This window comes from Acinetobacter indicus (assembly GCF_009914475.1).
Taxonomy (GTDB): domain Bacteria; phylum Pseudomonadota; class Gammaproteobacteria; order Pseudomonadales; family Moraxellaceae; genus Acinetobacter; species Acinetobacter indicus.
In genome coordinates this window covers 1,861,721-1,886,621 of record NZ_CP045198.1, presented here as the reverse complement: position 1 = coordinate 1,886,621, position 24,901 = coordinate 1,861,721, and the positions used below count along the sequence as shown (strand labels likewise).

At 47.4% G+C, this 24,901-nt stretch carries 24 protein-coding genes and 1 riboswitch; of the genes, 13 read left to right on the top strand and 11 right to left on the bottom strand.

Features of this window, described 5'->3' with window-relative positions; all coding sequences use genetic code 11:
- Positions 1-106 precede the first annotated feature (106 nt).
- On the bottom strand, positions 107-718 hold the full coding sequence (locus GA693_RS09385; protein WP_104484490.1) for a hypothetical protein: 612 nt from the start codon (positions 716-718) through the stop codon (positions 107-109).
- Between the two features lie 134 nt (positions 719-852).
- Between GA693_RS09385 and baeS the strand changes: the two genes are divergently transcribed.
- From baeS to GA693_RS09370, 3 genes are all read left to right on the top strand, one after another.
- The gene (gene baeS, locus GA693_RS09380) at positions 853-2,523 is read left to right on the top strand and encodes a sensor histidine kinase efflux regulator BaeS (protein WP_005180006.1); all 1,671 of its coding nucleotides are present in this window, start codon (positions 853-855) and stop codon (positions 2,521-2,523) included.
- A gap of 15 nt (positions 2,524-2,538) precedes the next feature.
- On the top strand, positions 2,539-3,225 hold the full coding sequence (locus GA693_RS09375) for a response regulator (protein WP_005180005.1): 687 nt from the start codon (positions 2,539-2,541) through the stop codon (positions 3,223-3,225).
- 265 nt (positions 3,226-3,490) lie between these two features.
- Positions 3,491-3,757 carry a hypothetical protein gene (locus tag GA693_RS09370; RefSeq protein WP_104505830.1) on the top strand — a complete coding sequence of 89 codons (267 nt, stop codon included), beginning with the start codon at positions 3,491-3,493 and terminating at the stop codon, positions 3,755-3,757.
- Positions 3,758-3,826: 69 nt separating this feature from the next.
- Here the strand turns inward: GA693_RS09370 and GA693_RS09365 are convergent, their stop codons facing one another.
- The 3 genes from GA693_RS09365 to GA693_RS09355 form a co-directional block, all read right to left on the bottom strand.
- Positions 3,827-4,207 (bottom strand): MmcQ/YjbR family DNA-binding protein, encoded by a 381-nt coding sequence (locus GA693_RS09365; RefSeq protein ID WP_160241002.1) that lies wholly within the window; start codon positions 4,205-4,207, stop codon positions 3,827-3,829.
- Positions 4,208-4,282: 75 nt separating this feature from the next.
- Complete coding sequence (locus GA693_RS09360; RefSeq protein ID WP_016658647.1) at positions 4,283-5,728, bottom strand: protein adenylyltransferase SelO; 1,446 nt, start codon at positions 5,726-5,728, stop codon at positions 4,283-4,285.
- 114 nt (positions 5,729-5,842) lie between these two features.
- The gene (locus GA693_RS09355; protein WP_005179996.1) at positions 5,843-7,009 is read right to left on the bottom strand and encodes an acyl-CoA desaturase; all 1,167 of its coding nucleotides are present in this window, start codon (positions 7,007-7,009) and stop codon (positions 5,843-5,845) included.
- A 228-nt stretch (positions 7,010-7,237) separates the two neighbouring features.
- Between GA693_RS09355 and GA693_RS09350 the strand changes: the two genes are divergently transcribed.
- Positions 7,238-7,729, top strand: coding sequence for an META domain-containing protein (locus tag GA693_RS09350; RefSeq protein WP_005179993.1), 492 nt, complete (start codon positions 7,238-7,240; stop codon positions 7,727-7,729).
- A gap of 63 nt (positions 7,730-7,792) precedes the next feature.
- On the opposite strand, the gene GA693_RS09345 is transcribed toward GA693_RS09350, so the two are convergent.
- From GA693_RS09345 to GA693_RS09335, 3 genes are all read right to left on the bottom strand, one after another.
- Positions 7,793-8,506, bottom strand: a complete 714-nt coding sequence (locus tag GA693_RS09345; RefSeq protein ID WP_160241003.1) for a glycerophosphodiester phosphodiesterase — start codon at positions 8,504-8,506, stop codon at positions 7,793-7,795.
- A 145-nt stretch (positions 8,507-8,651) separates the two neighbouring features.
- Positions 8,652-9,233 (bottom strand): cob(I)yrinic acid a,c-diamide adenosyltransferase, encoded by a 582-nt coding sequence (locus GA693_RS09340; RefSeq protein WP_160241004.1) that lies wholly within the window; start codon positions 9,231-9,233, stop codon positions 8,652-8,654.
- A gap of 93 nt (positions 9,234-9,326) precedes the next feature.
- Positions 9,327-11,207, bottom strand: a complete 1,881-nt coding sequence (locus tag GA693_RS09335) for a TonB-dependent receptor plug domain-containing protein (RefSeq protein ID WP_160241005.1) — start codon at positions 11,205-11,207, stop codon at positions 9,327-9,329.
- A gap of 38 nt (positions 11,208-11,245) precedes the next feature.
- A riboswitch (cobalamin riboswitch) is annotated at positions 11,246-11,466 on the bottom strand.
- A 145-nt stretch (positions 11,467-11,611) separates the two neighbouring features.
- Here GA693_RS09335 and GA693_RS09330 point away from each other — a divergent pair.
- The 4 genes from GA693_RS09330 to GA693_RS09315 all read left to right on the top strand — a co-directional run bounded on the left by GA693_RS09330 (position 11,612) and on the right by GA693_RS09315 (position 15,531).
- Complete coding sequence (locus GA693_RS09330; protein ID WP_075168221.1) at positions 11,612-12,256, top strand: phosphoribosylanthranilate isomerase; 645 nt, start codon at positions 11,612-11,614, stop codon at positions 12,254-12,256.
- Positions 12,237-13,481, top strand: a complete 1,245-nt coding sequence (gene trpB, locus GA693_RS09325; RefSeq protein ID WP_160241006.1) for a tryptophan synthase subunit beta — start codon at positions 12,237-12,239, stop codon at positions 13,479-13,481. Before GA693_RS09330 ends, trpB begins: the two co-directional genes overlap by 20 nt.
- 371 nt (positions 13,482-13,852) lie before the next feature.
- Positions 13,853-14,371, top strand: a complete 519-nt coding sequence (locus tag GA693_RS09320; protein ID WP_160241007.1) for a DUF1543 domain-containing protein — start codon at positions 13,853-13,855, stop codon at positions 14,369-14,371.
- Between the two features lie 167 nt (positions 14,372-14,538).
- On the top strand, positions 14,539-15,531 hold the full coding sequence (locus GA693_RS09315; protein WP_005179978.1) for a DUF2804 domain-containing protein: 993 nt from the start codon (positions 14,539-14,541) through the stop codon (positions 15,529-15,531).
- 101 nt (positions 15,532-15,632) lie between these two features.
- Here the strand turns inward: GA693_RS09315 and GA693_RS09310 are convergent, their stop codons facing one another.
- Positions 15,633-16,511 carry a metal-dependent hydrolase gene (locus GA693_RS09310; RefSeq protein ID WP_016658655.1) on the bottom strand — a complete coding sequence of 293 codons (879 nt, stop codon included), beginning with the start codon at positions 16,509-16,511 and terminating at the stop codon, positions 15,633-15,635.
- Between the two features lie 120 nt (positions 16,512-16,631).
- Here GA693_RS09310 and GA693_RS09305 point away from each other — a divergent pair, with 120 nt between their 5' ends.
- Entirely contained in the window at positions 16,632-17,717 is a 1,086-nt protein-coding gene (locus tag GA693_RS09305; protein ID WP_160241008.1) for a helix-turn-helix domain-containing protein, read from the top strand.
- Positions 17,718-17,728: 11 nt separating this feature from the next.
- Here the strand turns inward: GA693_RS09305 and GA693_RS09300 are convergent, their stop codons facing one another.
- Complete coding sequence (locus GA693_RS09300) at positions 17,729-19,060, bottom strand: Na+/H+ antiporter NhaC family protein (RefSeq protein ID WP_160241009.1); 1,332 nt, start codon at positions 19,058-19,060, stop codon at positions 17,729-17,731.
- A gap of 364 nt (positions 19,061-19,424) precedes the next feature.
- On the opposite strand from GA693_RS09300, the gene trpA reads away from it, so the two are divergent.
- From trpA to GA693_RS09280, 4 genes are read left to right on the top strand one after another with little or no spacing between them, the layout of a single operon-like run.
- The gene (gene trpA / locus GA693_RS09295) at positions 19,425-20,228 is read left to right on the top strand and encodes a tryptophan synthase subunit alpha (RefSeq protein ID WP_005179970.1); all 804 of its coding nucleotides are present in this window, start codon (positions 19,425-19,427) and stop codon (positions 20,226-20,228) included.
- The gene (gene accD, locus GA693_RS09290; RefSeq protein ID WP_005179967.1) at positions 20,225-21,121 is read left to right on the top strand and encodes an acetyl-CoA carboxylase, carboxyltransferase subunit beta; all 897 of its coding nucleotides are present in this window, start codon (positions 20,225-20,227) and stop codon (positions 21,119-21,121) included. Before trpA ends, accD begins: the two co-directional genes overlap by 4 nt.
- The gene (gene folC, locus GA693_RS09285; RefSeq protein ID WP_160241010.1) at positions 21,118-22,401 is read left to right on the top strand and encodes a bifunctional tetrahydrofolate synthase/dihydrofolate synthase; all 1,284 of its coding nucleotides are present in this window, start codon (positions 21,118-21,120) and stop codon (positions 22,399-22,401) included. Before accD ends, folC begins: the two co-directional genes overlap by 4 nt.
- Positions 22,398-23,423: an SPOR domain-containing protein gene (locus GA693_RS09280; protein WP_160241011.1), complete on the top strand. Its 1,026-nt coding sequence runs from the start codon at positions 22,398-22,400 to the stop codon at positions 23,421-23,423. The genes folC and GA693_RS09280 overlap by 4 nt, the downstream gene beginning before the upstream one ends.
- A 33-nt stretch (positions 23,424-23,456) precedes the next feature.
- On the opposite strand, the gene GA693_RS09275 is transcribed toward GA693_RS09280, so the two are convergent.
- Entirely contained in the window at positions 23,457-24,038 is a 582-nt protein-coding gene (locus GA693_RS09275) for a dual specificity protein phosphatase family protein (RefSeq protein ID WP_160241012.1), read from the bottom strand.
- 120 nt (positions 24,039-24,158) lie between these two features.
- Complete coding sequence (locus GA693_RS09270) at positions 24,159-24,800, bottom strand: peroxiredoxin (RefSeq protein ID WP_005179960.1); 642 nt, start codon at positions 24,798-24,800, stop codon at positions 24,159-24,161.
- Between the last annotated feature and the right edge of the window lie 101 nt (positions 24,801-24,901).

The window sequence follows — 24,901 nt, the reverse complement described above, 5'->3', positions numbered from 1 at the left end:
GTAAACAGATTTATCGGTATAGGAAGTGGACAAATAGTCAAAAACGTAAACAGATATGTCCAATAAAAAAGGCGCACCATGCGCCTTTTTTATTTGCTGACTTCGCTTAAGCCACTTTGGCCGGAATGGTCACAGCGGTATTCGGTTTAAAACGCAGGCTGCATTGACCATTGACCGATTTATCCCCCAGTTTAATCTGGACAGTCTGACCGGCTGTTTTGCCGTTACAGGCATTGGCCATAGCCTGTTGACGGGCCTGACGCTGTGCCAGGCGCTGATCATACTGTTTCACCAGTTCGGCACGTTTGGCATCGGTTAAGGCACCCGTCTGAGCAGCATGCTGTTTAAACTGGCGTACATCGCCACGCATTGGACGATGTTCACGGCTGTGTTTAAGCTGCTGGCGTTCCGGCGTAAATATTAGGGTACAGGTCCCATTCACGGTTTTTTCACCGGCTTTGACCTGAACCACCTGTCCGGCAGCTTTGCCTTCACAGGCCGTTTTGATCTGCTGCATCATCTGGCGGCGTTCAGTACGCAGCTGCTGCCATTGTTCACGCTGTTCCGGGCTTAGGCGTGCATGTTTGCCGTGCATGGAATGAGCCATACGGCCTTCACGTTCCGGCGTTGCTGTACTATTGGTTGACTGACAGGCTGTCAGTGTCCCGACACTGAGTAAACCCACTGAAACAAGCGCAATTTTTGTCATCGTTTTCATGATTATTGTCTCCACACAGAACCGCGATACAGTTATTTTTACCTGCGACAAGAATAAATAATAAAGATGAAGAAACAATGGAGAGTTTTTTCAAACACTGTTCGCTACAATAGTGAAATAAAAGAAAAATTGAGATGAGTGTTTTGAAAATACGCCGGATTCCAATCGCCCTGCGCCTGTTTTTGACTGTGCTATTGACCGCGCTGGTCATTTCCACGGTCAGCCTGTGGGTGCTGCACTGGAATATGCAACGCAATTTCACCAAATACGTGGCCGATGTCGAAATGCAGAAGCTGGATCATGTGATTCATAATCTGGCCGGTGTGTATGGCGTCTATCATGATTGGGGCAATGCCATTCAGGCACAAATCCTGCAAATTGAAGGGCAGGCCGGCCCGGAAGATTATGACCGCCTGTCGCGCTGGTGGTTGCGCCGTCAGTACGATATTGCCTTGCAGCAGCGTTATTTTGAAGAACATACCTTAATGAATGTGGCGCCAACGCTGGCTGAACCAGATCCGCAGAAACGCCAGGCCTCGCAGGAGGAACTAAAATGGCTGGAAATGAATCTGCCTTCCGAGTACCGTCCCTTTGAAGGCCTGAAATTTCCTTTAAGCGCGCAGCAGAATACCACCCGGGTTAATCAGGGCAGTGCCCAGAATCCGCGTCCGAATCAGCCACAATCGGATGGCAAAAAACAGTTTATTTCCATGCCGGACCGTTTGGGTCTTAGCTCGCGTCTGGCTTTATATGATGCCAAACGCCAGTTTGTGGTCGGTGAGCCAGCAGAAGGACAAATGTCGTATCGCCCGATTTTAATGAACAATCAGGTGGTCGGCTATCTGGGTTTAAAACCGGTGCTGGATCAGGATGATGCGCTCAGCATTAATTTCTTTAGCGAACAAAAGCGTTATCTGCTGCTGATTTATGGTCTGTCCTTTATTGCCAGTTTACTGGTGGCCTGGTTATTGGCGACCTATTTTAAAAAGCCGATTCAGCGTCTGCTCAATGGGACCCGTGAACTGACCAAAGGCAATTATCAGTATCAGGTGAAAGTAAACCGTAATGATGAACTCGGTGATTTATCTACAGAGCTGAATCAGCTGGCAGTCATTTTAGATCAACATGAAACCTCACGCCGGCAGTGGGTGGCTGATACCTCACACGAATTAAAAACCCCACTGGCAGTGTTACAGGCCCAAATTGAGGCTATGCAGGATGGTATCCGTAAAGCCACACCGGAACACTTAGATGCAATGATGCGTCAGGTCAGCAGCCTGAAAAAACTGACTCAGGACCTGGCTGATTTAGCCCAGGCCGAAGCCATGCAGCTGAAATTCTATCTGGCCTCAATCAACCCTTGGCAGGTGATTGAACAGGAAGTCGAGAATTTCCGGCCGAAGTTTGAACAGGCCGAGTTAAGCGTGCGTCTAGAAGGTGAAGCTGTGCCTTTACAATTAGATATAGACCGCTTTAAACAAATTATGGTGAACTTGATTGCGAACAGTATTCGTTATACTGAGGCCGGTGGGCAGGTTCATATTCATAGTGAGCAGACGGCAACAGAATGGAGTGTCTATGTCGATGACAGTCCATTTGGCCTGACCGATGAACAGCTAGCCCGTTTAGGCGAGCGTTTTTACCGGGTGGATGATTCGCGTACGCGGAGCACTGGCGGTACCGGTTTAGGTCTGGCGCTGTCTGCTAAAATTGCGCAGGCCATGGGTGGCCAGCTGAGTTTTGCGCATTCGCCATTGGGTGGCTTGCGCTGCAAACTGACTTTCCCGATTCCGACCAAACAATAAAAGGAAAAGATATTCATGAAACATGTCATGCTGGTTGAAGATGAAGTTGAACTCGCTCAATTGGTCCGCGACTATCTTGAAGCTGCTGGGTTTGAGGTCAGTATGTTTCATGATGGACAAGAAGCCTATAACAGCTTTTTGCAGCGTAAACCGAGCCTGATGATTCTGGATCTGATGGTGCCACGTATGGATGGGCTGACCATTTGCCGTAAAGTACGTGAGCAGTCTGATTTACCCATTATTATGGTTACGGCGCGTACCGAAGAAATTGACCGGGTATTAGGCCTGAATATGGGTGCAGATGACTATATTTGTAAGCCATTTAGTCCGAAAGAACTGGTGGCACGTGTGCAGGCAGTGCTGCGTCGCTTAGACCGCAAGGCTGAACCGGAAACCAATGATTTATTCCGGATGGATAAAGCCCAGCAACGGATCTGGTATCAGCAAAAAGCACTGAACCTGACCCCGACCGAATTTCGTTTACTGGAACTGTTTTTAGAGCATGTTGGGCAGGTTTATTCCCGTGCCCAGTTGCTGGACCATATTAACCCGGACAGTTTTGATGTTGCAGATCGGGTGATTGACAGTCATATCAAAAACCTGCGCCGCAAGATTTCCGAAGCGGCAGAAACCGGTAATCGTCATGAGTGGATTCAGGCAGTCTATGGGGTTGGCTACCGTTTTGAATATCCGGAAGATTAATTTCATGCGGAGTGAAAAAGCGAATAGATATGTGCCTATTCGCTTTTTTTATGAGAGTAGGTTGTGCAGTATTTAGGGGCAGGATGGTGATAAATCAACAGACTGATCAAGCATAAGACCAAGATAAAAGGGGGGGATTTCTAATATTATAATTTTTAAATGAATTTAATTTTTAACAAGAATATTTTGTAAATTTTAATAAGCCTGAAAATTGAAGTAAATAAAATTCCGGTATAATCCGCAGCCCGCTTTTGGGAATTTTTCTATGCACGTCAATACTGAGCTTGTCGCACGCTTAATTCAGCGCAATATCACCCCCGCGATACACTATTTTGAACAAACCCAGGATAGTTCCCGCCTGGAACATCAGATCAACTTCTGTGTACAGCAGATTATTGTCTGTTTAAATTCCGATACAGTGGCCACCATCAAAGCACTATTGCAGTATTTAATTGCAAAAAGCCAGCACAGCAGTGAACATTCAGGGTGGCGCAAAGCCTTTGAGTTGTTCAATGATAAATATAAAGTTTAATCGCTGATTTTACATACGAGAGACAGGATTAAACTGTGGGCACGATTTATCTCTGTGTTTTTGCCCGAGCTAAACACGCGAGCCTACAGTTTTGAGTAACGCTATACGTTGTCGATCCAGTTTCTTGAGTTTGGACACCACCAACGCATAAGAATTCAGCACTAAATCTTCGATTAAAGCTTCATCCAGCTCTTCATCTTCATACACTGAAATCCAGTGCTGTTTATTCATATGCCAGCCGCTACGAATATACGGATAAATATCACGCAGCATGGCACCATGATCTGGCGCTACTTTTAAATTAATGGCCGCTTGTCCGTGCAGATGAAACTGTAACATAAAGACTTTATCCTGCACTTTAAACACATCACAACCCTCACCAAAAGGCTGGGTCACTGTGGCTTCAGGCAGGGTAGTAGCGACTTTTGCCGCAAGTGGATGCAAAGCCATACGCAATTTAGGTTGAAGGGCACTTTGTGGATAATGCTGAAATTATCCACAATTTACCAGGCTAATGTGGATACTTTAAGACGAGCAGCTGACCATCACTTCAGGCACATCGCTTGGCAGCGGCGCTAAATCTTCCGGTTTTTCCAGCGCAGTCTGTCGGGTATAGGGTTGACTGAGCAGGCGAAATAAACGCTCGACTTCAGAAAAATCATCCCGCTCGGCCAGTTCAATTGCTTTTTGCGCCATATGGTTGCGCAGGATGTAATGCGGATTGACGGCGGTCATGGCGGCATCCAGTTCATCGGTATCCTGATGTTCACGAATACGCTCATATTGCGTCAGGAAGGCTTCAAACTGACGACGGTCTAAGCAGTCATCTTTAATCGTTTCATAGTCTTTATGTTGCAGGCGAATAAAGCTCTGGGTGTAATCCAGCTGCTCGCTTTGCAAGATTCTTAAAAAAGCCATCGCACAGTCAAAGCTGTCTTTATGGAAGCTGGGTAAGCCCATTTTCTGGTTTAAACCATGCTTGTAGTGTTCCAGGAAGGTCGGTTCAAAATGGGCCAGACATTGAGCCAGATCCGTTTTCCATTGCTCTTGGTCATCGTCTGCCGGACAAAGTGGAATCAGGTTGTTCAGCCAGGTCCACAAGTTCCAGTGCCCAATACTCGGCTGCTGCTGATAGGTATAACGTCCCTGATAATCGGAATGGTTGTTGATCCAGTTCGGACGGAAGCGCTCCATAAAACCGTAAGGGCCAAAATCCAGGGTAGAACCGGTGATATTTAAATTATCGGTATTCATCACCCCATGGGCAAAGCCGACCAGTTGCCATTGGGCAATCATCACTGCGGTACGCTGCACCACCTGTGTGGCAAAAGCTAAAACAGGCTGCTCGGCCTTCAGACATTCCGGATAATGCCATTCGATACATTTCTGGGTAAATTCAGGCAGTAAATCTGGCTGATATTGATTGATCCATTCAAAATGCCCCAGCCGAATATGACAGTCCGAGGTACGTAACATCATTGCACCCGGTTCCAGTTTTTCACGCTGTACCCCTTGGGTGGATGAAGTAAATCCCACCGCATTACTGGAAGGTACGCCCAAGGCATTTAAGGCATGACCGGCCAGATATTCACGAATCACCGAGCGTAACACCGCGCGACCATCGCCCATCCGTGAATAGGGAGTGGCACCGGCACCTTTTAAATGCAGATCAATGGTCTGCTGATGCTGGTCAACAATCTGGGCAATCAGTAAGCCACGTCCATCACCGAGCTGACCGGCCCATTGCCCGAATTGATGCCCGGCATAAACCATAGCCAATGCCGGAAATTCAGCAAATGTTTTCTGGCCGCTACAGATTTCGACCCACTGTGCTTTGTCTTCATTTGACCATTGCAGTTCATCGGCCAGTGCTGCATTGAAATGCCCGGCTTTGGCGCCTTTTAAAGGCAGCGGTTGTTGCTGGTGATACAGACGGGAAGGCAGGGTAGGATAGCGCGAGTTAAATTGCATTGCAGAACAGCCATTCAGAACAGGCCTTCACTATAACAAACTTGGCTGGAGAAAAGTGTCGTGTTTCCGAATAGAAAAAGCCTCCATCAGGAGGCTTTTTGCAGGGCTTTGGTATTATTGTGAAACCGGATTCTTTTTCAGGTTGCGCATCAGAATGTTCAGGGTTTCCCGGTGATGGGTTAGACGCTGTTCCACCAGCTGGAATTCAACTTTCAGCTTGTCATCCATTTGATGGATTTTTTCTGCCACTGCCGATTTCTTGGCCTGAATTTCCTGCTCTTTTAATTTGGCCCAGTCATTTAAGGTGTGGGTAAAGGCTTCATATTCTTGTGCCAGACGCTGTTTGACGCTGCTGATGTCGTCATTGACATTGTGACCATATACTGCCAGGTCCTGCTCGGCATATTTGAACTTCATGGCCAGTTCCGCTTTTTTAATATTAAAGCTTGGAATACGGCGCAGGTTCTTTGCCAGACCCAGTTTCGAACAGCTCCAGATTAACCATTTGGTCGGGTCATATTGCCACCATTTCACGCCATTACGGTAATCGTACTGGAAGATATGGTGATAGTTATGATAACCCTCGCCCCAGGTGGCAATAGCCAGCCAGAAGTTGTCACGTGCCGTATTTTCGTCAGTATATGGACGTTTGCCCCACATATGACACAGCGAGTTAATAAAGAAGGTCACATGGTGGCTCAGAATCAGACGCATCAAACCGCCTAATAGCAGAACACCCCAGATATCGCCAACAGCCCAGCCAATTGGGAGTAAAATGCCGACATGCACCAGAATCACTAACGGTACATAGTATTTATGCTGGAACATCACCAGTTTGTCATTCAGCAAATCTGGCGCATTTTTATAATTCGGTTCTGCTGCCGGATAGTCGCGCAGCATCCAGCCTAAATGGGCGTACCAGAAACCGTTATTGATCGAATACGGATCTTTATCGACATCATCGACATGACGGTGATGGGTACGGTGACCTGAGGCCCAGAACAGGATACTGTTCTGCACGGCAAAGGTGCCCATAATCATTAAAATGATTTTCAAAGGTAAAGTGGCTTCATAGGCACGGTGCGCCCATAAACGGTGATAACCTGCTGTAATACCCAAGCTGCTAACGCCAAGTAAAACAAACATGCTGATCCAAGCCGCAAGGCTAAAATCATGGTGGTAAGCATATAACGGGATGGCAATGATTGCGACAATTGGCAAGAACACCAGAGCAAAAACGGCAACCCAGTTAATTGGGGCTTTGGGTAGGGGAGCATTCATCTCCAACAGTACTCCTGAAAGCTGGGGAGGTGTAAAGAAGTGCTTAATCCATTACTTTTTGTATGGAATAAGATTTGAGCATATTAGCATGCGCGTTTCGGCGTCACTAGCATTATTGTACAGATGTATTGTACTAAACAGTAACAGAATAAGATTGAAGCTTCATTGATTTTATCGAAGGCTGCGGCATGATAAAGATAAATCCTTGATCAATGCGAAATCAATCACATGAGATACCGTAAAATTAGTTTAATTTTGCCGTATTTGATCGCGGTGGTTTTCATTACGGCCTGTCAAAGCACACCGCCGTCTTCTACAGCCTCCAAAGTCCAGTCACAGCCACGTGCGGTAAAAGCACCGGCAGCGGTTAAACGCAGTAGCGATGGTCTGCAGGATATTCGCTGGGAAATTCAAACCATTCAGGGGAAAAAGGCACGTTATTTTCATGCCAGCCCGTATTTGATGCTCAATTCCCGTTTTCAGAATCTGCAGGGCAATACCGGCTGTAATTCTCTTTTCGGCCGCTATCAGCTGCAGTTCAGTCAGGGCCGTTTAAGCCTGAACAGCCGTGCCACGCATAATAGTTGTGATCATGCGCTGGCGCAGGAAGCTGACTTGATGGATGCCTTGCAACGGGTCAAACGCTTCCAGTTACAGGGTAAAACCTTATATTTGCTGGATGAGCGCGGGCTAATGCTGATTCAGGCCAATCAACGCTAAATAGAAGTTCAATCAATATAAAATCAGCCTGTAACATGCAGGCTGATTGAGCGTCTATTTTTATTAAATATGCTGCATCATTAGTTTTGGAAAATCGGTAATTAATCCGTTAATGCCTAAATCTTTCAGCTGTTTGGCACGTTCTACTTCATTCACCGTCCAGACACTGACCCCCAGTTGTGCTTGCTGGGTGGCCTGAATCATACGCGGGGTCGCCAGTTCATTCATCCAGCCAATCTGGCAGCAGCCAAAGTGCAATGCCTGTTCAATGGCCTGTTCCTGAATATCTTCTTCAATCAGTAAACCGCGCTTAAAGGTCGATTGCTGCGCCTGTAAGGCCTGATGAATTTTCAGGTCAAAACTGGTAATCACAGCAGAATGTTCAAAGCCTTTGAGCTGCTGGTGCAAGGCCAGGGTCAGCTGTTCAGCCTGTGCCTGGGTTTCTACCGCTTTAATTTCAACTTCAATATGTTCAAAGTTCTGGATTAGGGCCAGGGTCTGGTTTAAATACGGGGTGATTTCAAAATTCGACCAGTTTTTCCAGCCATAGGCCTGATTATAATGATGTAAATCTTGCGTGCTGCATTCATACAGCGGACGGTCCTGACCGGTGGTCCGGATCAAATGATCATCATGCATAATGACCAGTTGATGGTCTTTGAGCTGACGTACGTCAAATTCGACAGCGCGTACGCCTAAATCCTGAATATACTGAAAACCGCCCAGGGTATTTTCCGGGGCTTCGCCGCGGGCACCACGATGTCCAATTATACGCATAACAGGCTCAGCGTTTGGAGAGGAAGTTTCATTGTGAGCCTTTAAGATGACCAGGATGTGACAGCGCTATTGTGCGCTGATCTTAAATTTATACAAGTCAGATCAGCGCATATTTTCATCAATTTTTTATATGAAAATGACGGCTTTATTCAATCGTTTCGTTAATGTTTTTTTGCCACAGCACTTCAGCGCCACCTTCACTGCGTTGCAGGGTGCGTGAAGCCACAAATAACCAGTCAGATAAACGGTTTAAGAGCTGCAAAGACGTGGCCTGAATATTCTGGTCACGGCTATGCACTGACATCACGCTACGCTCAGCACGGCGGCAGACAGCACGGGCCTGATGGGCATAGCTACACGCCAAGGTGCCGGCAGGCAGAATAAAGTCCTTAAGCATGGGCAGGGTTTCATTCATCCGATCGATGTCGTTTTCCAGAAACTCGATTGATACCGGTTGTACCAGAGTAAAGCCCGGAATGCAGACTTCACCGCCTAAATCAAATAGCCAGTGCTGAATCAGGCTTAAAGATTTATCCCAGCTGGCTTTGTCCTGAATGGTGCTGGCGGCAATCTGTGCGCGCAGTACGCCAATGGTGGCATTCAGTTCATCGACATCGCCGAGTGCAGCAATGCGTAAATCATCTTTGGCAACACGTGAACCATCACCCAGACCGGTGGTGCCTGAGTCGCCAGTACGGGTATAGATTTTACTTAAACGGTGGCCCATAGCTGTTCCTTGAGTTTTTAATCATGTGAATATAAAAAGGATCATGCCACAGTCACGACATGATCCTCAAAATTTATATGTCCTTTGGGGTGTTTAATATTTAACGGTTACGCCGACAGAGGCGAGGCGGCCCTCGTTGACATACCAGCCATCACCAAAGTTATCTGCAATTTTGTAATTAACGTCTCCGATATTCTGGATATTACTAAATAGCTTCATATTGGGGTTCAGATTCCAATACATATTGAGATCAACTGTCGCATAGCCAGGAGCCTTAACCTTGTTTGCTGTGTCAGTATAAATATCTGATCGAGCAATTAAAGAGGCACTAATGCCATAAGCGGCATTCTCTAAACCGGTTGATAAGGTAAAGGTTTGCTTTGGTCGGTATACGAGGTTGTTATTGGTTTTTTTATTTTTTGAATCCGCATACGCATATTCTGTGCTCAAGAATAAATCCTGATTCCTCCACTTCAAGCCAATTTCACCGCCATTAACCTCAGATTTTTCTACATTCGCAAAACTTGATTTATTTTGACCAAGATAGTCACTCACAATGAGATTTTTTATATGGGTCTGGTAGGCAGATAAATAAGCAGTTAGTTGATCAGTGATGATTTGGTCGACACCAATTTCATAAGATATGCTCTTTTCCGGTTTTAAGTCAGGATTGCCATACGTTGGATAGAAGCCTTCAGAAAAATAGTAGAGTTCTGTCAAAGATGGAGCTTTAAAGGCCGAGCCAACATTCGCATAGATACTTGTCGCTGGTAGAATCTGATAGCGAATCGCACCTTGACCTACTGTATGAGTGCCGAAAAGTTCATTGTCTTCTGCACGGATCCCGACTTGGGTATTTAGCTTTTCAGATGAATACTGGTGTTGTAAATAATAACCAAGAGAGTCAATGTCCTGTTTCTTATCTTTTATAGAATTACTTTGAAAATCAGACTTCAGATAAGTACTACCTAACAAAATACTCTGCTGTGGTGTAAATGCCCAGCGAAGATTGACATCTCCCTCTTTATTTTCTGTATCAAATGGACCTGGTTCACTATCCTGAACATATTGATGATCAATAAAGTTTGAGAAACGTGCGGCAAGCGTCAAATTGTCAGCAATATCGTAGGCAATATTTGAGTTAATTAAACGGTTTTCGAAGAAACGCAACGCATCATTTTGGCCTGTCATCCAGTTATAGAACTGGTTAACACCTTCATTTTGGCTAATAGAGATACTTGCTTTTAAACCATCATTCTCATAGCCAACTTTTGCACCATATCCTTTTTGATCAAAACTGGCTTTTTGATTTTTATTCTGGTTGTCGAGGATTCTTGTGCCATCCGTTTCTAATCGTTGTCCACTAACCTGAGCATAAAATCCGTTATCAGTAACTAAATTGGCCTTGGTAATTGCCTTATATGTTTGATTCTCGCCATAGATCCCCGTAATTTCGGCGCCGGATTTTTCAGGTTTCTTGGAAAGCAGCTGGACGACGCCACCAATTGCATCGGTGCCATATTGTACAGAGGCAGGACCTTTTAAAATTTCAACTTGCTGAACATCTGTGGTATCTAAAAAAGTCGGGTATAACGGGCCATAATGATTTTGGCTATTTAAGCGAGCACCATCTTTAAGCACTAAAGTATGGGCTGCATTGGTACCGCGGAGTCTAATTTCTGAAATTTGTCCAAAGCCACCACTTTGCTTGATGTAAACAGAAGGATCGCGTTGAATGAGTTCAGAGACATTAAGAATAGGGTTTGATTCAATCGTCTTCTGATCAATGACCGAAATTCGCGCAGGCACATTGCCAATCTTCTCTTCAGAACGAGTAGCTGTAACCACCAAGGTATCCAGGGCCGCATTGACGGCAGGTTGCTCTTGAGACTCCGTAGCAAAGACAGAAGTTGAAAACCCCATCGCAAGAGCGATTGCACCTACCAAGGCAGTAGGTTGAAATTGAATAGACATGATATGTGCTCCATACATTCACCCCACGTGAATGATTGAGTTAAAGGGCACAACAAGCAGGTATCCGGACTTCAATGTGGCGCCAAGCATCTTGATGATGACCTGGACCTATATATCCACCTTCCCATATCTGAATACAGTGGTGTAAATCGCATGATTTAAACTGATATATGTTTCATTGTTACCGTTGCGGGGGCAGTGTTGGATTTTCACCAATTTCCCTAAAGCCAAGGCTTAAACTTGCTGTGAAACGGGCGCAGTATAAGTGCCGTATGCATTTTAAACAACTTGTGCAAGAATTATCAGGCTGAACTTTACTCAAGTGAAAAAATTTGCATTACAATGAGCCGGCCCCATATTTATAGATAGGCTATAAAGCGGGCATTACGAGAGCCAAACAAGTTATGCGAACCCGTGCCAAAATTTGCGGCATCACCCGGGTTGAAGATGTACATGCCGTCGTCAACAGTGGTGCAGATGCAATTGGTTTTGTATTTTATCCTCCAAGTCCGCGCAGTGTGAGCGCAGAACAGGCCAGCGTTCTGGTACAGGCCATTGCGCCTTATGTGCAGGTGGTGGGTTTATTTGTAAATAGCTCAGCCCGTGAGATTCAGGCCATTCTCAATACAGTCGCGCTGGACATCCTGCAATTTCATGGCGATGAAAGCCCGGAACAGTGCCAGTCAATTGCACAGCAGGTTGGACGTCGCTGGTACAAGGCGATTCAGGTTAAACCGGGCCTAGATGTGGTGGCTGAAATTCAAAAATATCAGCAGGCTGGTGCTAGCGCCGTACTTTTAGATGCCTGGCATCCTGAATTAAAGGGCGGAACCGGGCACAGCTTTGACTGGAGCAGCTTTCCCCAACTGGATATTCCACTGATTTTGGCCGGGGGATTAAACCCTGACAATATTGAAGACGCCATTCACACCACAGCCGCGTTTGCTGTAGATGTGAGCGGAGGCGTAGAATCCGCAAAAGGTATTAAAGACCAACAACTCATAGAACGCTTTATGCAAGGAGTCCATCGTGGATCAGCAAACTGTTAATACAGAAAAACAGGCAATTGACTATACCCAGTTCCCTGATGCAAAAGGGCACTTCGGTATCCATGGCGGACGTTTTGTGTCAGAAACCCTGATGGCGGCTTTAGAAGACTTGGAAAAGCTCTATTTTCGCATGAAGAATGATGAACAGTTTCTGGCAGACTTCGACCGTGATCTCGCTTATTACGTCGGTCGTCCAAGTCCACTGTATTATGCTGAGCGATGGTCGAAAGAGTTGGGTGGTGCACAGATTTACTTAAAACGCGAAGACCTGAACCATACCGGCTCGCATAAAGTGAACAACACCATTGGTCAGGCGTTATTGGCCAAACTTTCAGGTAAAAAACGTATTATTGCCGAAACTGGTGCCGGTCAGCATGGTGTGGCGACAGCAACCATCGCGGCGCGTTTAGGTCTTGAATGTGTAGTGTTCATGGGTGCGGAAGATGTGAAGCGCCAGGCCATGAACGTGTATCGTATGCGTTTGCTGGGTGCCAAAGTCGTCGCGGTAGAAAGTGGCTCTAAAACTTTAAAAGATGCCATGAATGAAGCGATGCGTGACTGGGTCACCAATGTCGATTCAACCTATTATGTGATCGGAACTGTGGCGGGTCCACATCCCTATCCGCAACTGGTGCGTGATTTCCAGTCCATTATTGGCCGTGAAGCACGCCGTCAGATTCAGGAACAAGCCGGCCGTCTGCCGGATGCACTTGTGGCCTGTGTGGGAGGTGGTTCTAATGCTATGGGCCTGTTCTATCCATTCCTGAATGATCAGGAGGTGAAAATGTACGGTGTTGAAGCGGCGGGCTTAGGCATTGAAACGGGGAAACACTCTGCGCCATTGAATGCCGGTCATGTCGGTGTCCTTCACGGCAACCGTACTTACCTGATGTCAGATGAACAAGGTCAGATTATTGAAACCCATTCGATTTCTGCTGGTCTGGATTATCCGGGTGTGGGTCCTGAGCACAGCTTCCTGAAAGATATGCATCGTGTGGATTATGTGCCAATTAATGACCAGGAAGCTTTACAAGGTTTCCGTGACCTGACCAAGATTGAAGGCATCATTCCGGCATTAGAAAGTTCACATGCGATGGCGTACGTGACCAAACTGGCGCCGACCATGTCGAAAGATCAAATTATTATTGCAACGGTTTCAGGCCGTGGTGATAAAGACTTGATGACGGTAGCGCGTATTGATGGCGTGGAAATGGTGGATATGTAAAAAATCTCCCTAACCCTCTTTAAGAAAGAGGGAATAGCCCTCCTTAGTAAAAGGAGGGTTGGGAGGATTTAAATCGCATTCAAGCAATTGGGTGCGATTTTTTTTATTGTTGTAATGAAAGTTCCCCACTTTTTAAAAGGAGGGACGAGGGGAGGATTATTATTCAGATCCTATTTTTGACACAAATTCAGACAATCGTAATTCATTTAGACTTTCCCTTAGTTTGGAAAAGCCCAAAGTAAGCAAAGGCTTTTGTTGAGCAGATCTGACGTCCCTGTCATGCTGCTCAACAGGCGACATCCCGATCGCCAACGGGTATCATATTGCTGATTTATCTTCTACCTGGTTAAAACCCTCTTCTGGAGTCTTCCATGCCAAGTCTGTTTATTGTCATGTTGGGCGGTCGTCATGCCCGCGCCAATACCGAAGTGCACGATGTGGTGCTTGCCGTGGGTAACACGCTGGAAGAGACTTTCCCTCAGCTAAGACAGGCCTGGTTTGGTGAGCAGCAAGGCTTACATATTGATGCCTGGGCGCAAATCAATGGGGTGGAATTTGAAGGCCAACAATATCAGCTGCAATTTAGTAATGCGGCCCCGAATCAGGCGCATGAAAGACTCTGGCTGATTAATTTGGGCGGCTACGATGCGCGTGAATTTGGCGAATTGCATCGCTATGTTCTGGTGGTTGCACAAAATGCCATGGTGGCCAAACAGCGTGGCAAGGCATATTTTGCTGCACACTGGCAAAAGCAGCATACCGACCGGGTGCTGGATGTCGATGACTGCATCGCCATTGATCAGGTGCATGGCCGTTATGTGCAACTGGTGGCCGGGGAATTTGCCGGAAACCGCTGGGAAAATACCTATTTGCCTATTGCCGAGTCCTGACTGTAGCAGACTTAAGCAAGTGGTTTGGCTTGGATATTGTGAAAGAAAGCAATCTATGTTTTTGTTATTGTTTAGATAAAATAATCTTATTTTTATTTTTCTGGCCAGATTTTATAGGCATAATAAAGCGGTAGCTACAGTGTCTCAAACCACATGGAATGTCGTACATGGATTTAATACAACAGAATGGACAGCCACGTTACGGACGTTTTAAGCAATTACCGACCAGTATCCAATACCATCATTATCAATATAAAAGCCCTTATGGTGATGTGCTGTCTGGGTGGCGTAAACGATTAAAATATAAAAAGTTTAAATTTTGTTGTATTCAGCATGAGCATTATACCATTGGCCTGGCCATTGTTGATATTGCTTGGGCCGGGCATGGTTTTGTTTATATCTACAATCATTTGACCGGTGAAGTGCTGGAATGGGATGCGATCAGTTTTCTGGCCCGGCATACGGTGCTGGACGAGCAGCCGCTGTTTAACCATAGTCATTTTCATAAAGCCGGTTATCAGCTGGATATTCAGCATGCCAATGGAGTGCGTTATATCCGGGTGACTAAATACGGCGAACTGCGTCTGAGTGCGCGAATTTTCTGTGCCGGCACTGATCCATTAAGCATGTGCAGTCCGAATGGGATTAATGGCTGGACCTATACCCAAAAGCTGACCACGCTCGGCTGTGAAGGTTTTTTTATTAACAAGCAGGGACAAACCATCCAGTTTCATGACAAAACTTTTGTTTCTCTGGATGATACCTGTGGTTTTTTACGCCCGGAAACGGCCTGGTTCTGGCTGTCCTGTAATTTCTGGGATGCCCAGAACAAGCGGGTCGGCATTAATCTGGCTTCTGGCGTCAATGAAAGCTTTGGCAATGAAAACTGCCTGTGGGTCAATGGCCGCCTGTATCCGCTGGCAGATGTGTTATTTGAGCAGCAGTCAGATAACCAGTGGAATATTGTCTCGCTGGACCAAAGCCTGAATTTAACCGTGACCACCGGCTGGCGCCGTTATGAAAATCTGAACCTGCGCCTGGTGGGCAGCCAGTTTAGCCAGTGGCAGGCCAAAGTCAGCGGTACCATTGTGCAGGATGATCAGGAAATTGTGTTCCTGAATGAGTATGCCTTGCTGGAACAGCATTATGCCAAATGGTAGATCTTCGTCGCTGCTCCTTCTCACCAAAAAGCTACAACTCATCCACTCAATAAAAAAGCTGAACCTGACATTCAGCTTTTTTAATCCATCATAACTTTTCTTTAATCTTTAGCCGCCTGCCAGAAGGCTTCACCGGCCTGAATCGGATCATTGGTCTGTTCCAAGGTGTTAATCCAGACTTCATACTGGGCAATAATCGGATGCTGGCTGGGATGAAAATCTTTTTTAAACCAGTCCTTATATAGCCGGCCCATCCGGGTCAAGGTGCCTTTTTTGCCAAAGAACCACGGCAAACCTTTGGCATTCAGTTGCAGACGCTGCCACAGACTAAAGCCATCCTGTTTTAACATGATATTGGCCCGATAAATGGTAAAACCAAACATCAGGAACGTGGTCCAGACCAGGGCAAAATGCCGCATCGCTTCAGAAACTTGGGCCACATCACGCATTACATCAAAGGCCACATCCCGATGTTCCATTTCTTCAATCGCATGCCAGGCAAACAAGGCGCGTACATACGGATGTGCTTCAGCTAACGTCGAGCGATGGGCATAAAAGGTTTCAGCCATGAGGGCGGTCAGGTGCTCGGCTGCTGCCGTGGTGGCAATATTGTATTCCGGTGAGCGTTTTTCCAGTTCAAATTTAAAAATCCGGTTGAGCTGGCGGATAAACTGATCCACCGGCATACCCTGATTTTTCATTAGCTGGTTCATTTTGTCATGCGCGATGCCATGCTGGGCTTCCTGGCGGATAAAGTCGGCCACGCGTTGCTGCAGTTCTGGCTGCTGAATCTGCTCGCGGTACAAGCGTACCGACTGAATAAAATAGCGTTCCCCATCGGGAAAGGTCAGGCTTAAGGCATCAAACATGCGGGTCAGAAAAGGATCTCCACCAAACCAGAAGCGTGGAATCTGTTCCAGCTTAAAGTCGAGATTGCTGCGCACCACTGGTTGCGCCTGATATTGGACTATGGCATTCATCTTGTTTTACTTCATCTAGTCGTTCATATCTGCAGTATGTCGGGCTTTAGCGGCTTTGTTTTGACAAGTCTTGCCAGTTTTTATACATTTTACGCCATAGTGAAAATAAGAAATGTCAGGATGACAACTTACCCGAGTGATATTCAGATTCCAAACGGCTATGTACACTTGTGGCAGTCCTACCTGCAGGCACAAGGTGTGCAGCCGCAACAGCTCGAGCTGTCAGACAGCTTGCAGCAATATGTGCAGCATGTACTGAGTTTGCCGATTGATGGCCAATCTTCCTGTCAGGCTTTTATTACGCTGCTGGAACAGACCCGGCAGCAGCTGAACACAGCCTATCTGGTGTTTGAACTGGCGCGTTTTATCCGTCCGGAACATTTTGGTGTGCTCGGCTATATGGCCTCGCGCAGTAATAGCGTGGCCGAGGCCTTGCAGTATATTGCCCAGTTTAGCCGGCTGGTGATTGATGCTAACGAAGCGGTTCCCATGCAGATCCAGCAGCAGGATGATCTGCTGATTGTCTCCTGGCCGAATCCGCAGGATCAGAGCACGCTGATTCACGAAATCACCTTTGCCTGTATGCTGCAGCTGGCCCGGCAGATGTTTGCGGCCGAACACTTTCCCTTGCGCCGGGTTCATTTTGCCCATGCTCCGCAAACGGCGCTGTATCAATATCAAAAGTTTTATGGCTGCGAAGTGTTGTTTGATCAGCCGGATTATCAGCTGGTGCTGAGCATCGACAGCCTGCAGCTGCAACCACAGCAGCCTGATCCAACTTTAATCGGGATTTTAAAAAAACAGGCTGAAGAAGCGATGGCGGCCAAACCTTTGTTGGAAGGGCTAGACCAGAAGCTGCGTCATTTGATTGCCGATTATTTAAGGCTGCAGCAACAAGCACCCAAGCTGGATGAGCTGGCTGTCGAGCTGTGTATGTCCAGTCGCACTTTGCAGCGTCAACTGAGTGAACTGGGGACCTCATTTAAACAGCTGCTGGACATGGAAAGGATCAAACGCTGTGAGTTGCTATTACCGCAAAAGCTGAGTCTGACCGAGATTGCCAGCCAGCTCGGTTATTCCGATCAGTCGGCTTTGGCGCGTGCCTATAAAGCGCATTGCGGCCAGACCTTAACCGAGCGGCGCCGGGTACTGCGTCAGCAACAGACCACCAATAAAAAGCGGCTGAATAGCCGCTTGGAAAATTAAAAAGTACAGTCTTAAGCCGTGCGCAGTTTAGGGAAACGCAAGGCAATAGCGGCAATCGCAAAAATCGCCAGCACCCAGCAATAATAGACACTGCCAATCAGCTCTACCGGTGACATTTTGGCAATCGAGCAGGCCAGCAATAACTGGGCGCCATAAGGAATCAGGCCCTGTACCACGCAGGAGAAAATATCCAGCAGGGCGGCAGCGCGTTTCGGATCGACGCCATATTCCTGCGCCACTTCCCGCGCCATATCTCCAGACAGGATAATCGCCACGGTATTGTTGGCCACAAACAGGTTGGAAAACACCACCAGAAAGCTAATCCCCAACTCACCAGCACGTTGCGCGCCAACCTTAAACAGGCGAGTTAGCTTGTAGATGCGTTGAATCAGCCATTCCAGGCCGCCTTCTTTTTGCATAATGGCCGATAAGCCACCCAGGAACATCGACAGCAACGCCACTTCAAACATGCCGACAAAACCGTCATAAATAGCACCATTCAGCTTGAGCAGATCAAACTCAGGCAGCATCAACAGTCCCATCAGTGCCGAGAGTAAAATCCCGATGGTTAACACTGCCAGTACATGCAGGCGGGAAAAGGCCAGCACAAACACCGCCACATAAGGCAAGATGAGCCAGGCGTTATACTCCTGATAGGCAATGGCCTGGGTATTCTGGTTAATCAGCATATAAATCAGCACAGTGATCAGTGCGGCCGGTACGGCAATCCAGACATTGACCTTGAACTTGTCACGCAGCTGTACTTTCTGGCTGCTGGTGGCGGCAATGGTGGTGTCAGAAATCATCGACAGGTTATCGCCAAACATGGCACCGCCAACCACCGCACCAATGGTATAGACCGTGGCAATTTGCGTGGCTTCGGAAAAACCAAAGGCAATGGGTGCACAGGCTGCAATGGTGCCCATTGAGGTGCCCATGGCGGTGGCAACAAAGGCTGAAATCAGAAACAGCATCGGCAGTACAAATTCAGGCGGGATGATCGACAGGCCCAGCTGTACCGTGGCATTGACACTGCCAATGGCGCCACTGGTGCTGGCAAAGGCACCGGCCAGCATAAACACCATAAACATCAGGATCAGATTGGGATGGCTGGCGCCCTGCAAAAATTCTTCAATGGCCCCGTTCAGCTGACCACGATAGAGCAATAATGCCAGGATAATCGCCGGAATGGCCGCCACCGGCGCCTTGACCTGATAGAAGGCAAACTCGGTCCCAATCAGGGAATGGTAAATGCCACTGCCTAAAAAAATGGCTAAAAATACAATAAGTGGCAACAGCGCAAGCCCGCGAGCGTGCACTTTTGCCTGGGAGTCGGAAATCATAGAAATAAGAAAAAGTCTGAAAACGGCGCTAGTATAAAGCAGCTTTTGCTATTTCTGAAAACTTTAAATGTAAATGCTAACTGTCCTATTTTTATCATCTTTTTTGCTCAGTCATTGGGTTTTTCTAACTGCTTGAGATTGCTGGGAATAGCGAAATTAGGCATCTTTGATCATTGAGAAAAAAACCGAAATATCGGTAAATGTAGCTTTCGGGTTGTTCTGGAATTCGCGCTTTGCTGATGAAATCGGGCATCGACCAGCTGTGCTCTGTTCAATGAGCAAAAAATAGCGTTACAATGCGATGTCCTGTATTTCGACAATAGCAACTTATCAGTTTTGAATTATTCAAGGAAAGCACAGCCCTATGTCACGTTTAGCCACCCGATTTGCACAGTTGAAATCTCAACAACGTAAGGCCCTCGTATCTTATGTCATGGCAGGTGACCCACAGCCACAGGTAACGGTACCGCTGTTACATCAAATGGTTGAGGCGGGTGTAGATGTGATTGAGCTTGGACTGCCATTCTCTGACCCGATGGCCGATGGTCCAGTCATTGCCTTGGCTGCAGAACGTGCATTGGCAGGGGGAACCAATACCCTCGATGCACTGAATATGGTCAAGGAATTCCGCCAAAAAGACACGGAAACACCAGTGGTGCTCATGGGTTATTTAAACCCGGTTGAGGTCATTGGCTACCAGAAGTTTGTCGCCTATGCGCATGAATGTGGGGTAGATGGTGTCTTGCTGGTGGATCTGCCGCCAGAAGAAGCTGCCGATTTAGACCAGATCTTACAGCAGTACGATATGGACCAGATTTTCCTGCTGGCACCAACCTCTACCGATGAGCGTATCCAGCATGTAGTGAAACAGGCCAGCGGCTTTATTTACTACGTGTCGCTCAAAGGCGTGACCGGTGCAGCCACTTTAGATGTCTCTGAAGCGGCGCAGCGGATTGAGAAAATCAAGGCAGTCACCGATGTACCGGTTGGTGTCGGTTTCGGTATTAGTGATGCGGCGTCTGCCAAAGTCATGGGTGCCGTGGCAGATGCAGTCATTGTCGGTAGTGCTTTCGTAAAACAGTTTGCCAACCTCGAACCAGAACAAGCCGTGGTTGAAACGGTTAATAAAGTCAAGGAGCTTCGAGCCGCGCTCGATGAGTTAGTATGAGTCAAGAAGTCAAGCCAGGGAAAATCTTAAGCCCAACTACGCCGTGGACAGAACGCGGCGTACCGGGAATTCATGTACCGGATGAGCAGCAAGCCTTAAAGGCGACATTCACCGAACCAACCATCGAATGTCCGGAATGTCATGCACTGGTGACTCGTACAGCCATGTCTTTCAATGCCTATGTCTGCCCGCAATGTGACGAGCATTTACGCATGAAAGCGCGTGACCGTTTAACCTGGTTCCTCGATCAGGTCGATGCCGAACTGGGTCAGGAATTTTCTGCCAAAGATCCACTGAAATTTGTGGACAGCAAGCCGTATCCGGACCGTATGGCCGAAGCACAAAAGAAAACCGGTGAAACTGAAGCTTTACTGGTCATGCAAGGTTTATTAAAAGGCGTGCCGGTAACCACCTGTGCCTTTGAATTTGACTTTATGGGCGGCTCTATGGGCACGGTGGTCGGTGACCGTTTTGTGCTTGCAGCGGAACGTGCCATTCAGCAACGTCAGCCGTTAATCTGCTTTGCCGCCTCAGGCGGTGCGCGTATGCAGGAAGGCATGCTGTCTTTAATGCAGATGGCGCGTACTTCAGCAGCCATCCAGCGTTTAAAAGAAGCGGGCTTACCATATATCGTGGTCTTAACCCATCCGGTATATGGTGGCGTAACGGCATCGTTGGCAATGTTGGGTGATGTTCATCTGGCAGAACCAAAAGCCATGATTGGCTTTGCCGGTAAGCGTGTAATTGAGCAAACCGTACGTGAAAAACTGGATGAACCGTTCCAGCGCGCGGAATACCTGCTTGATCATGGTGTGGTCGATCAGATTGTTCATCGTCATGCATTACGTGATACTGTATATCGCATTGTCACGAAACTGATGAATTTGTCTTGAATACAGCACCACTTGCAACCGACTCTTTAGAAACATGGCTCAATTATTGGAGCCATGTTCACGTTACAGGGATTGATTTAGGTCTGGAACGGGTGATTCCTGTGGCTGAAAAGCTGGGCGTCACTCACCCGGACGCAAAAGTGTTTACCGTCGCGGGCACCAATGGCAAAGGTTCCACCACCACCACCTTGGCCGCGATTTTAAATGCTCAGGGTTATCAGGTGGGGCTGTATCAGTCGCCGCATATTTACCGTTTTAATGAACGGGTCAAACTGGGCGGCGTCGAGGTCGATGACCAGCAACTGATTGAGGCCTTTGTACAGGTCGATCAGGCGCGTCGTGACTGTAATTTAAGTTTATCGTTTTTTGAAGCCACCACGCTGGCGGCTTTTGTCATTTTTAAACAGCAGGCCTGTGATGTCTGGGTGCTGGAAGTTGGCCTAGGTGGCCGTCTGGATGTGGTTAATGTGGTACATCCCGATATGGCCGTGATTACCAATATCGGGCTGGATCATACCGACTGGCTGGGCGATACCATTGAAAAAATTGCCTTTGAAAAAGCCGGCATCATCCGCCCGAATATTCCGGTGATCTTTGGCGGCGTGCAGGAATTACCGCAAGCCATTCAGGATAAGGCAGCACAGTGTCAGGCCCCGCTGTATGTCGCCAATCGTGATTATTTTTATCGCACCGCTGCAGATGGCCAGTCCTGGTTATTTGCCAGCAGTGGCAGCACCTTAAAATTACCGCTTGGCACGCTGGCGCTGGAAAATATGTCGACCGCAGTTGCCGCCGTGTTACTCAGCGGTCTGAACATCCAGCAGCAGGCGATTGCCGAAGGCATCCAACAGGCCCAGCTCCCGGGCCGTTTTGAAATTCGCCAGATTGCCGGCAAGACCGTAATCTTTGACGCCGGGCACAATCCGCACGGTGTAGAGTTTTTGTTAAAGCAATTGCGAAATTATTTAAATTACAATAAACAGTACACCGAAGTGATCAGTGTGTTTTCCATGCTGGCCGATAAAGATGTGAATTCTGTCGTTGCCTTATTGAAAGAACATGTTTTAATGTGGAAAATTGCACAATTAAATGTTCCTCGTGCGGCAGACATCACACAACTGGATGCGGCTCTCGAGGGCGAAACAGTACAGCACTTTGATAGTGTTCAATTAGCTTTTAAATCAGCGCTGGATGAAACGAACAATAATCAGCTGATTTTGGTATGTGGATCATTTCATACCTTAGAAGCGGTATGGGAGTATTTGGAAGAATGTCAATGAATAACAAACAGCGCTGGATGGGCGGCGTTGTTTTATTGGGTGGTGGTGTGTTATTGGCAGCATTACTCCTGAAAGGCCAAGAAGAAATACATCAAAATAATGTCAAAACGCCAGAACGGGTCGAACAGTTACAGCAAAATACTGTGCCTGAAGCCGAAATGATTCAGCTACAACCTTTAACGGTAGATGTAGAAACTGAAAAACGTCTGCTGGAAGAGCAGCGCCGTGCCCGTGAAAAAGCCGTGGCTGAACAGGAAGCGCGTGCAGCTGAATTCCTGGCCATGCAGCAGCAGGCAGAAGCTGAAGCCGCCCGTAAGGCTGCAGAAGAATATGCGGCCTTAAATGCACTACGTAATGGCCAGCAGCAAAGTTCCGACAATATTCCGCCAGAGCTGGTTGAAGATGAGCAGGCCAAACAAAAACGTCTGGCTGAAGAAAAACTGGCTGCCCAGAAAAAGCTGGAACAGCAAAAAACAGCTGAAGCCAAAAAAGCTGCCGAGCAGAAAGCGGCCCAGGAACGTACTGCTGCCGAGAAAAAAGCAGCAGAACAAAAAGCTGCGGAAGAAAAACGCTTAGCTGAAGAAAAGCGTCAGGCAGAAGCCAAACGCAAGGCCGAGCAGGAACGTAAGGCTGCTGAACAGAAAGCTGCAGAAGAGAAGCGCAAAGCTGAGGAAAAACGTCAGGCAGAAGCCAAACGTAAAGCCGAAGAAGAAGCCAAAAAGAAAGCTGAAGCCGAGAAAGCACGTAAACTGCTGGAAGGCGAAGATGATGGTAAACAGTGGATGGTGCAGGTGGCACTGGCCGCCAATGAAGCCAATGCCGATGCACTGGCCGCGCGCTTAAAAGCCAAAGGCTATAAAGTCACCAAGAGTCCGACCTCTAAAGGGATCCGGATTATGGTGGGGCCATCTAAAGACCGTGAAAGTGCCGATGCAGCACGCAAGAAAATTGCAGCAGATGCCAGCCTGAACATGAAATCGGCCTGGGTGATTGACTGGGTGCCGTTAGATAAGCGGAACTAGTTGTAAGTATCCTTCGGTATTTTGCCCTTAGTTTTAATCTGATGGATTTGACAGTTGCTGTCGAATCCATTTTATATTTTCAGGACGAAATAAGGCATCAATATTGACCCAGATCGGATGGAAGCCAAAGCCGCCATATTTCATTTCTGCCAGCGCCTGTTCCACCGGCCAGTGTTCAAACATAATCCGGTACATGGCCACACTGGCCCCGGTCCGGTCTGCACCATGATAACAATGAATCAGCACTTTCTGCTGTTGGGCTTGGGCGCTTTGAATCTGCTGCATTACCTGCAATAAATCTTCCCGATCAATGGCCCAGGTATGAATCGGTAGATGCACCGATTGCAGTCCATGCTGCTGTAGCGGTTCAGCATCTGTCGCTTTGGGGCGTAGATTAATCACTACATCAATCTCATGCTGTTGTAACAATGCTGCCAGCTGCTGATCGGGCTGTTCGCTGCGAAACAGCATCGGGCTGACCTGATAAAAATTATGCTGTGCATCCAGCGGTTGAGCCCAGGCACTCGGGCGCTGCTGTTCAGGCAAGGCCGGTGTAGTCATACAGCCCGTGCAACAAATGCAGGTCAGGACCAGGGCAAGCAGATTTTTGGGCATAGTGTTCTAATCGGTTGTGCTGGACCATCCCAGTGTAGCACGGCTGAGGTGCTGACCTTGTACCATGAAAAATGCCCGTCCGAAGACAGGCATACAGGAAGATGAACGGACCTTGATTATTTAGTCACGATTCGGCTGCGGGGTTAAACGCAGGTATGGTTTCACTGCGGTATAGCCTTTCGGGAAACGCTGTTTTAATTCGGCTTCATCTTGCAGTGAAGGCACAATCACCACATCTTCACCCTCTTGCCAGTTGGCCGGGGTGGCCACTTTATAGTTGTCGGTCAGTTGCAGGGAATCGACCACGCGTAAAATTTCATGGAAGTTACGCCCGGTAGAGGCCGGATAGGTAATAATCAGACGCACTTTTTTATTCGGATCGATAATCACCAGGGAGCGTACCGTCAGGGTTTCGCTGGCATTGGGATGGATAAAATCATATAGCGTCGATACTTTACGGTCCTGATCGGCAATAATCGGAAAATTCACGCTGGTGTTCTGGGTTTCGTTAATGTCATTAATCCAGCCTTTGTGTGACTCGACATCATCGACCGACAGGGCAATGGCCTTGACGCCACGTTTTTCAAATTCCTGTTTGAGTTTTGCGGTATAGCCCAGTTCGGTGGTGCAGACCGGGGTGTAGTCGGCAGGATGTGAAAACAGGATGCCCCAGCTGTCGCCCAGAAATTCATAAAAGTTCAGGGTGCCTTCGCTTGATTCCTGAGTAAAGTCGGGTGCGGTATCGCCTAATCGTAAACTCATTTTAACTGCCTCATATCGTTGTTGTATTGGGGGATGGAATTGACTATGGCGCAATTCTTTTAGCATTGAAAATACTTTTTTTGTAATTCTTTATGAATATA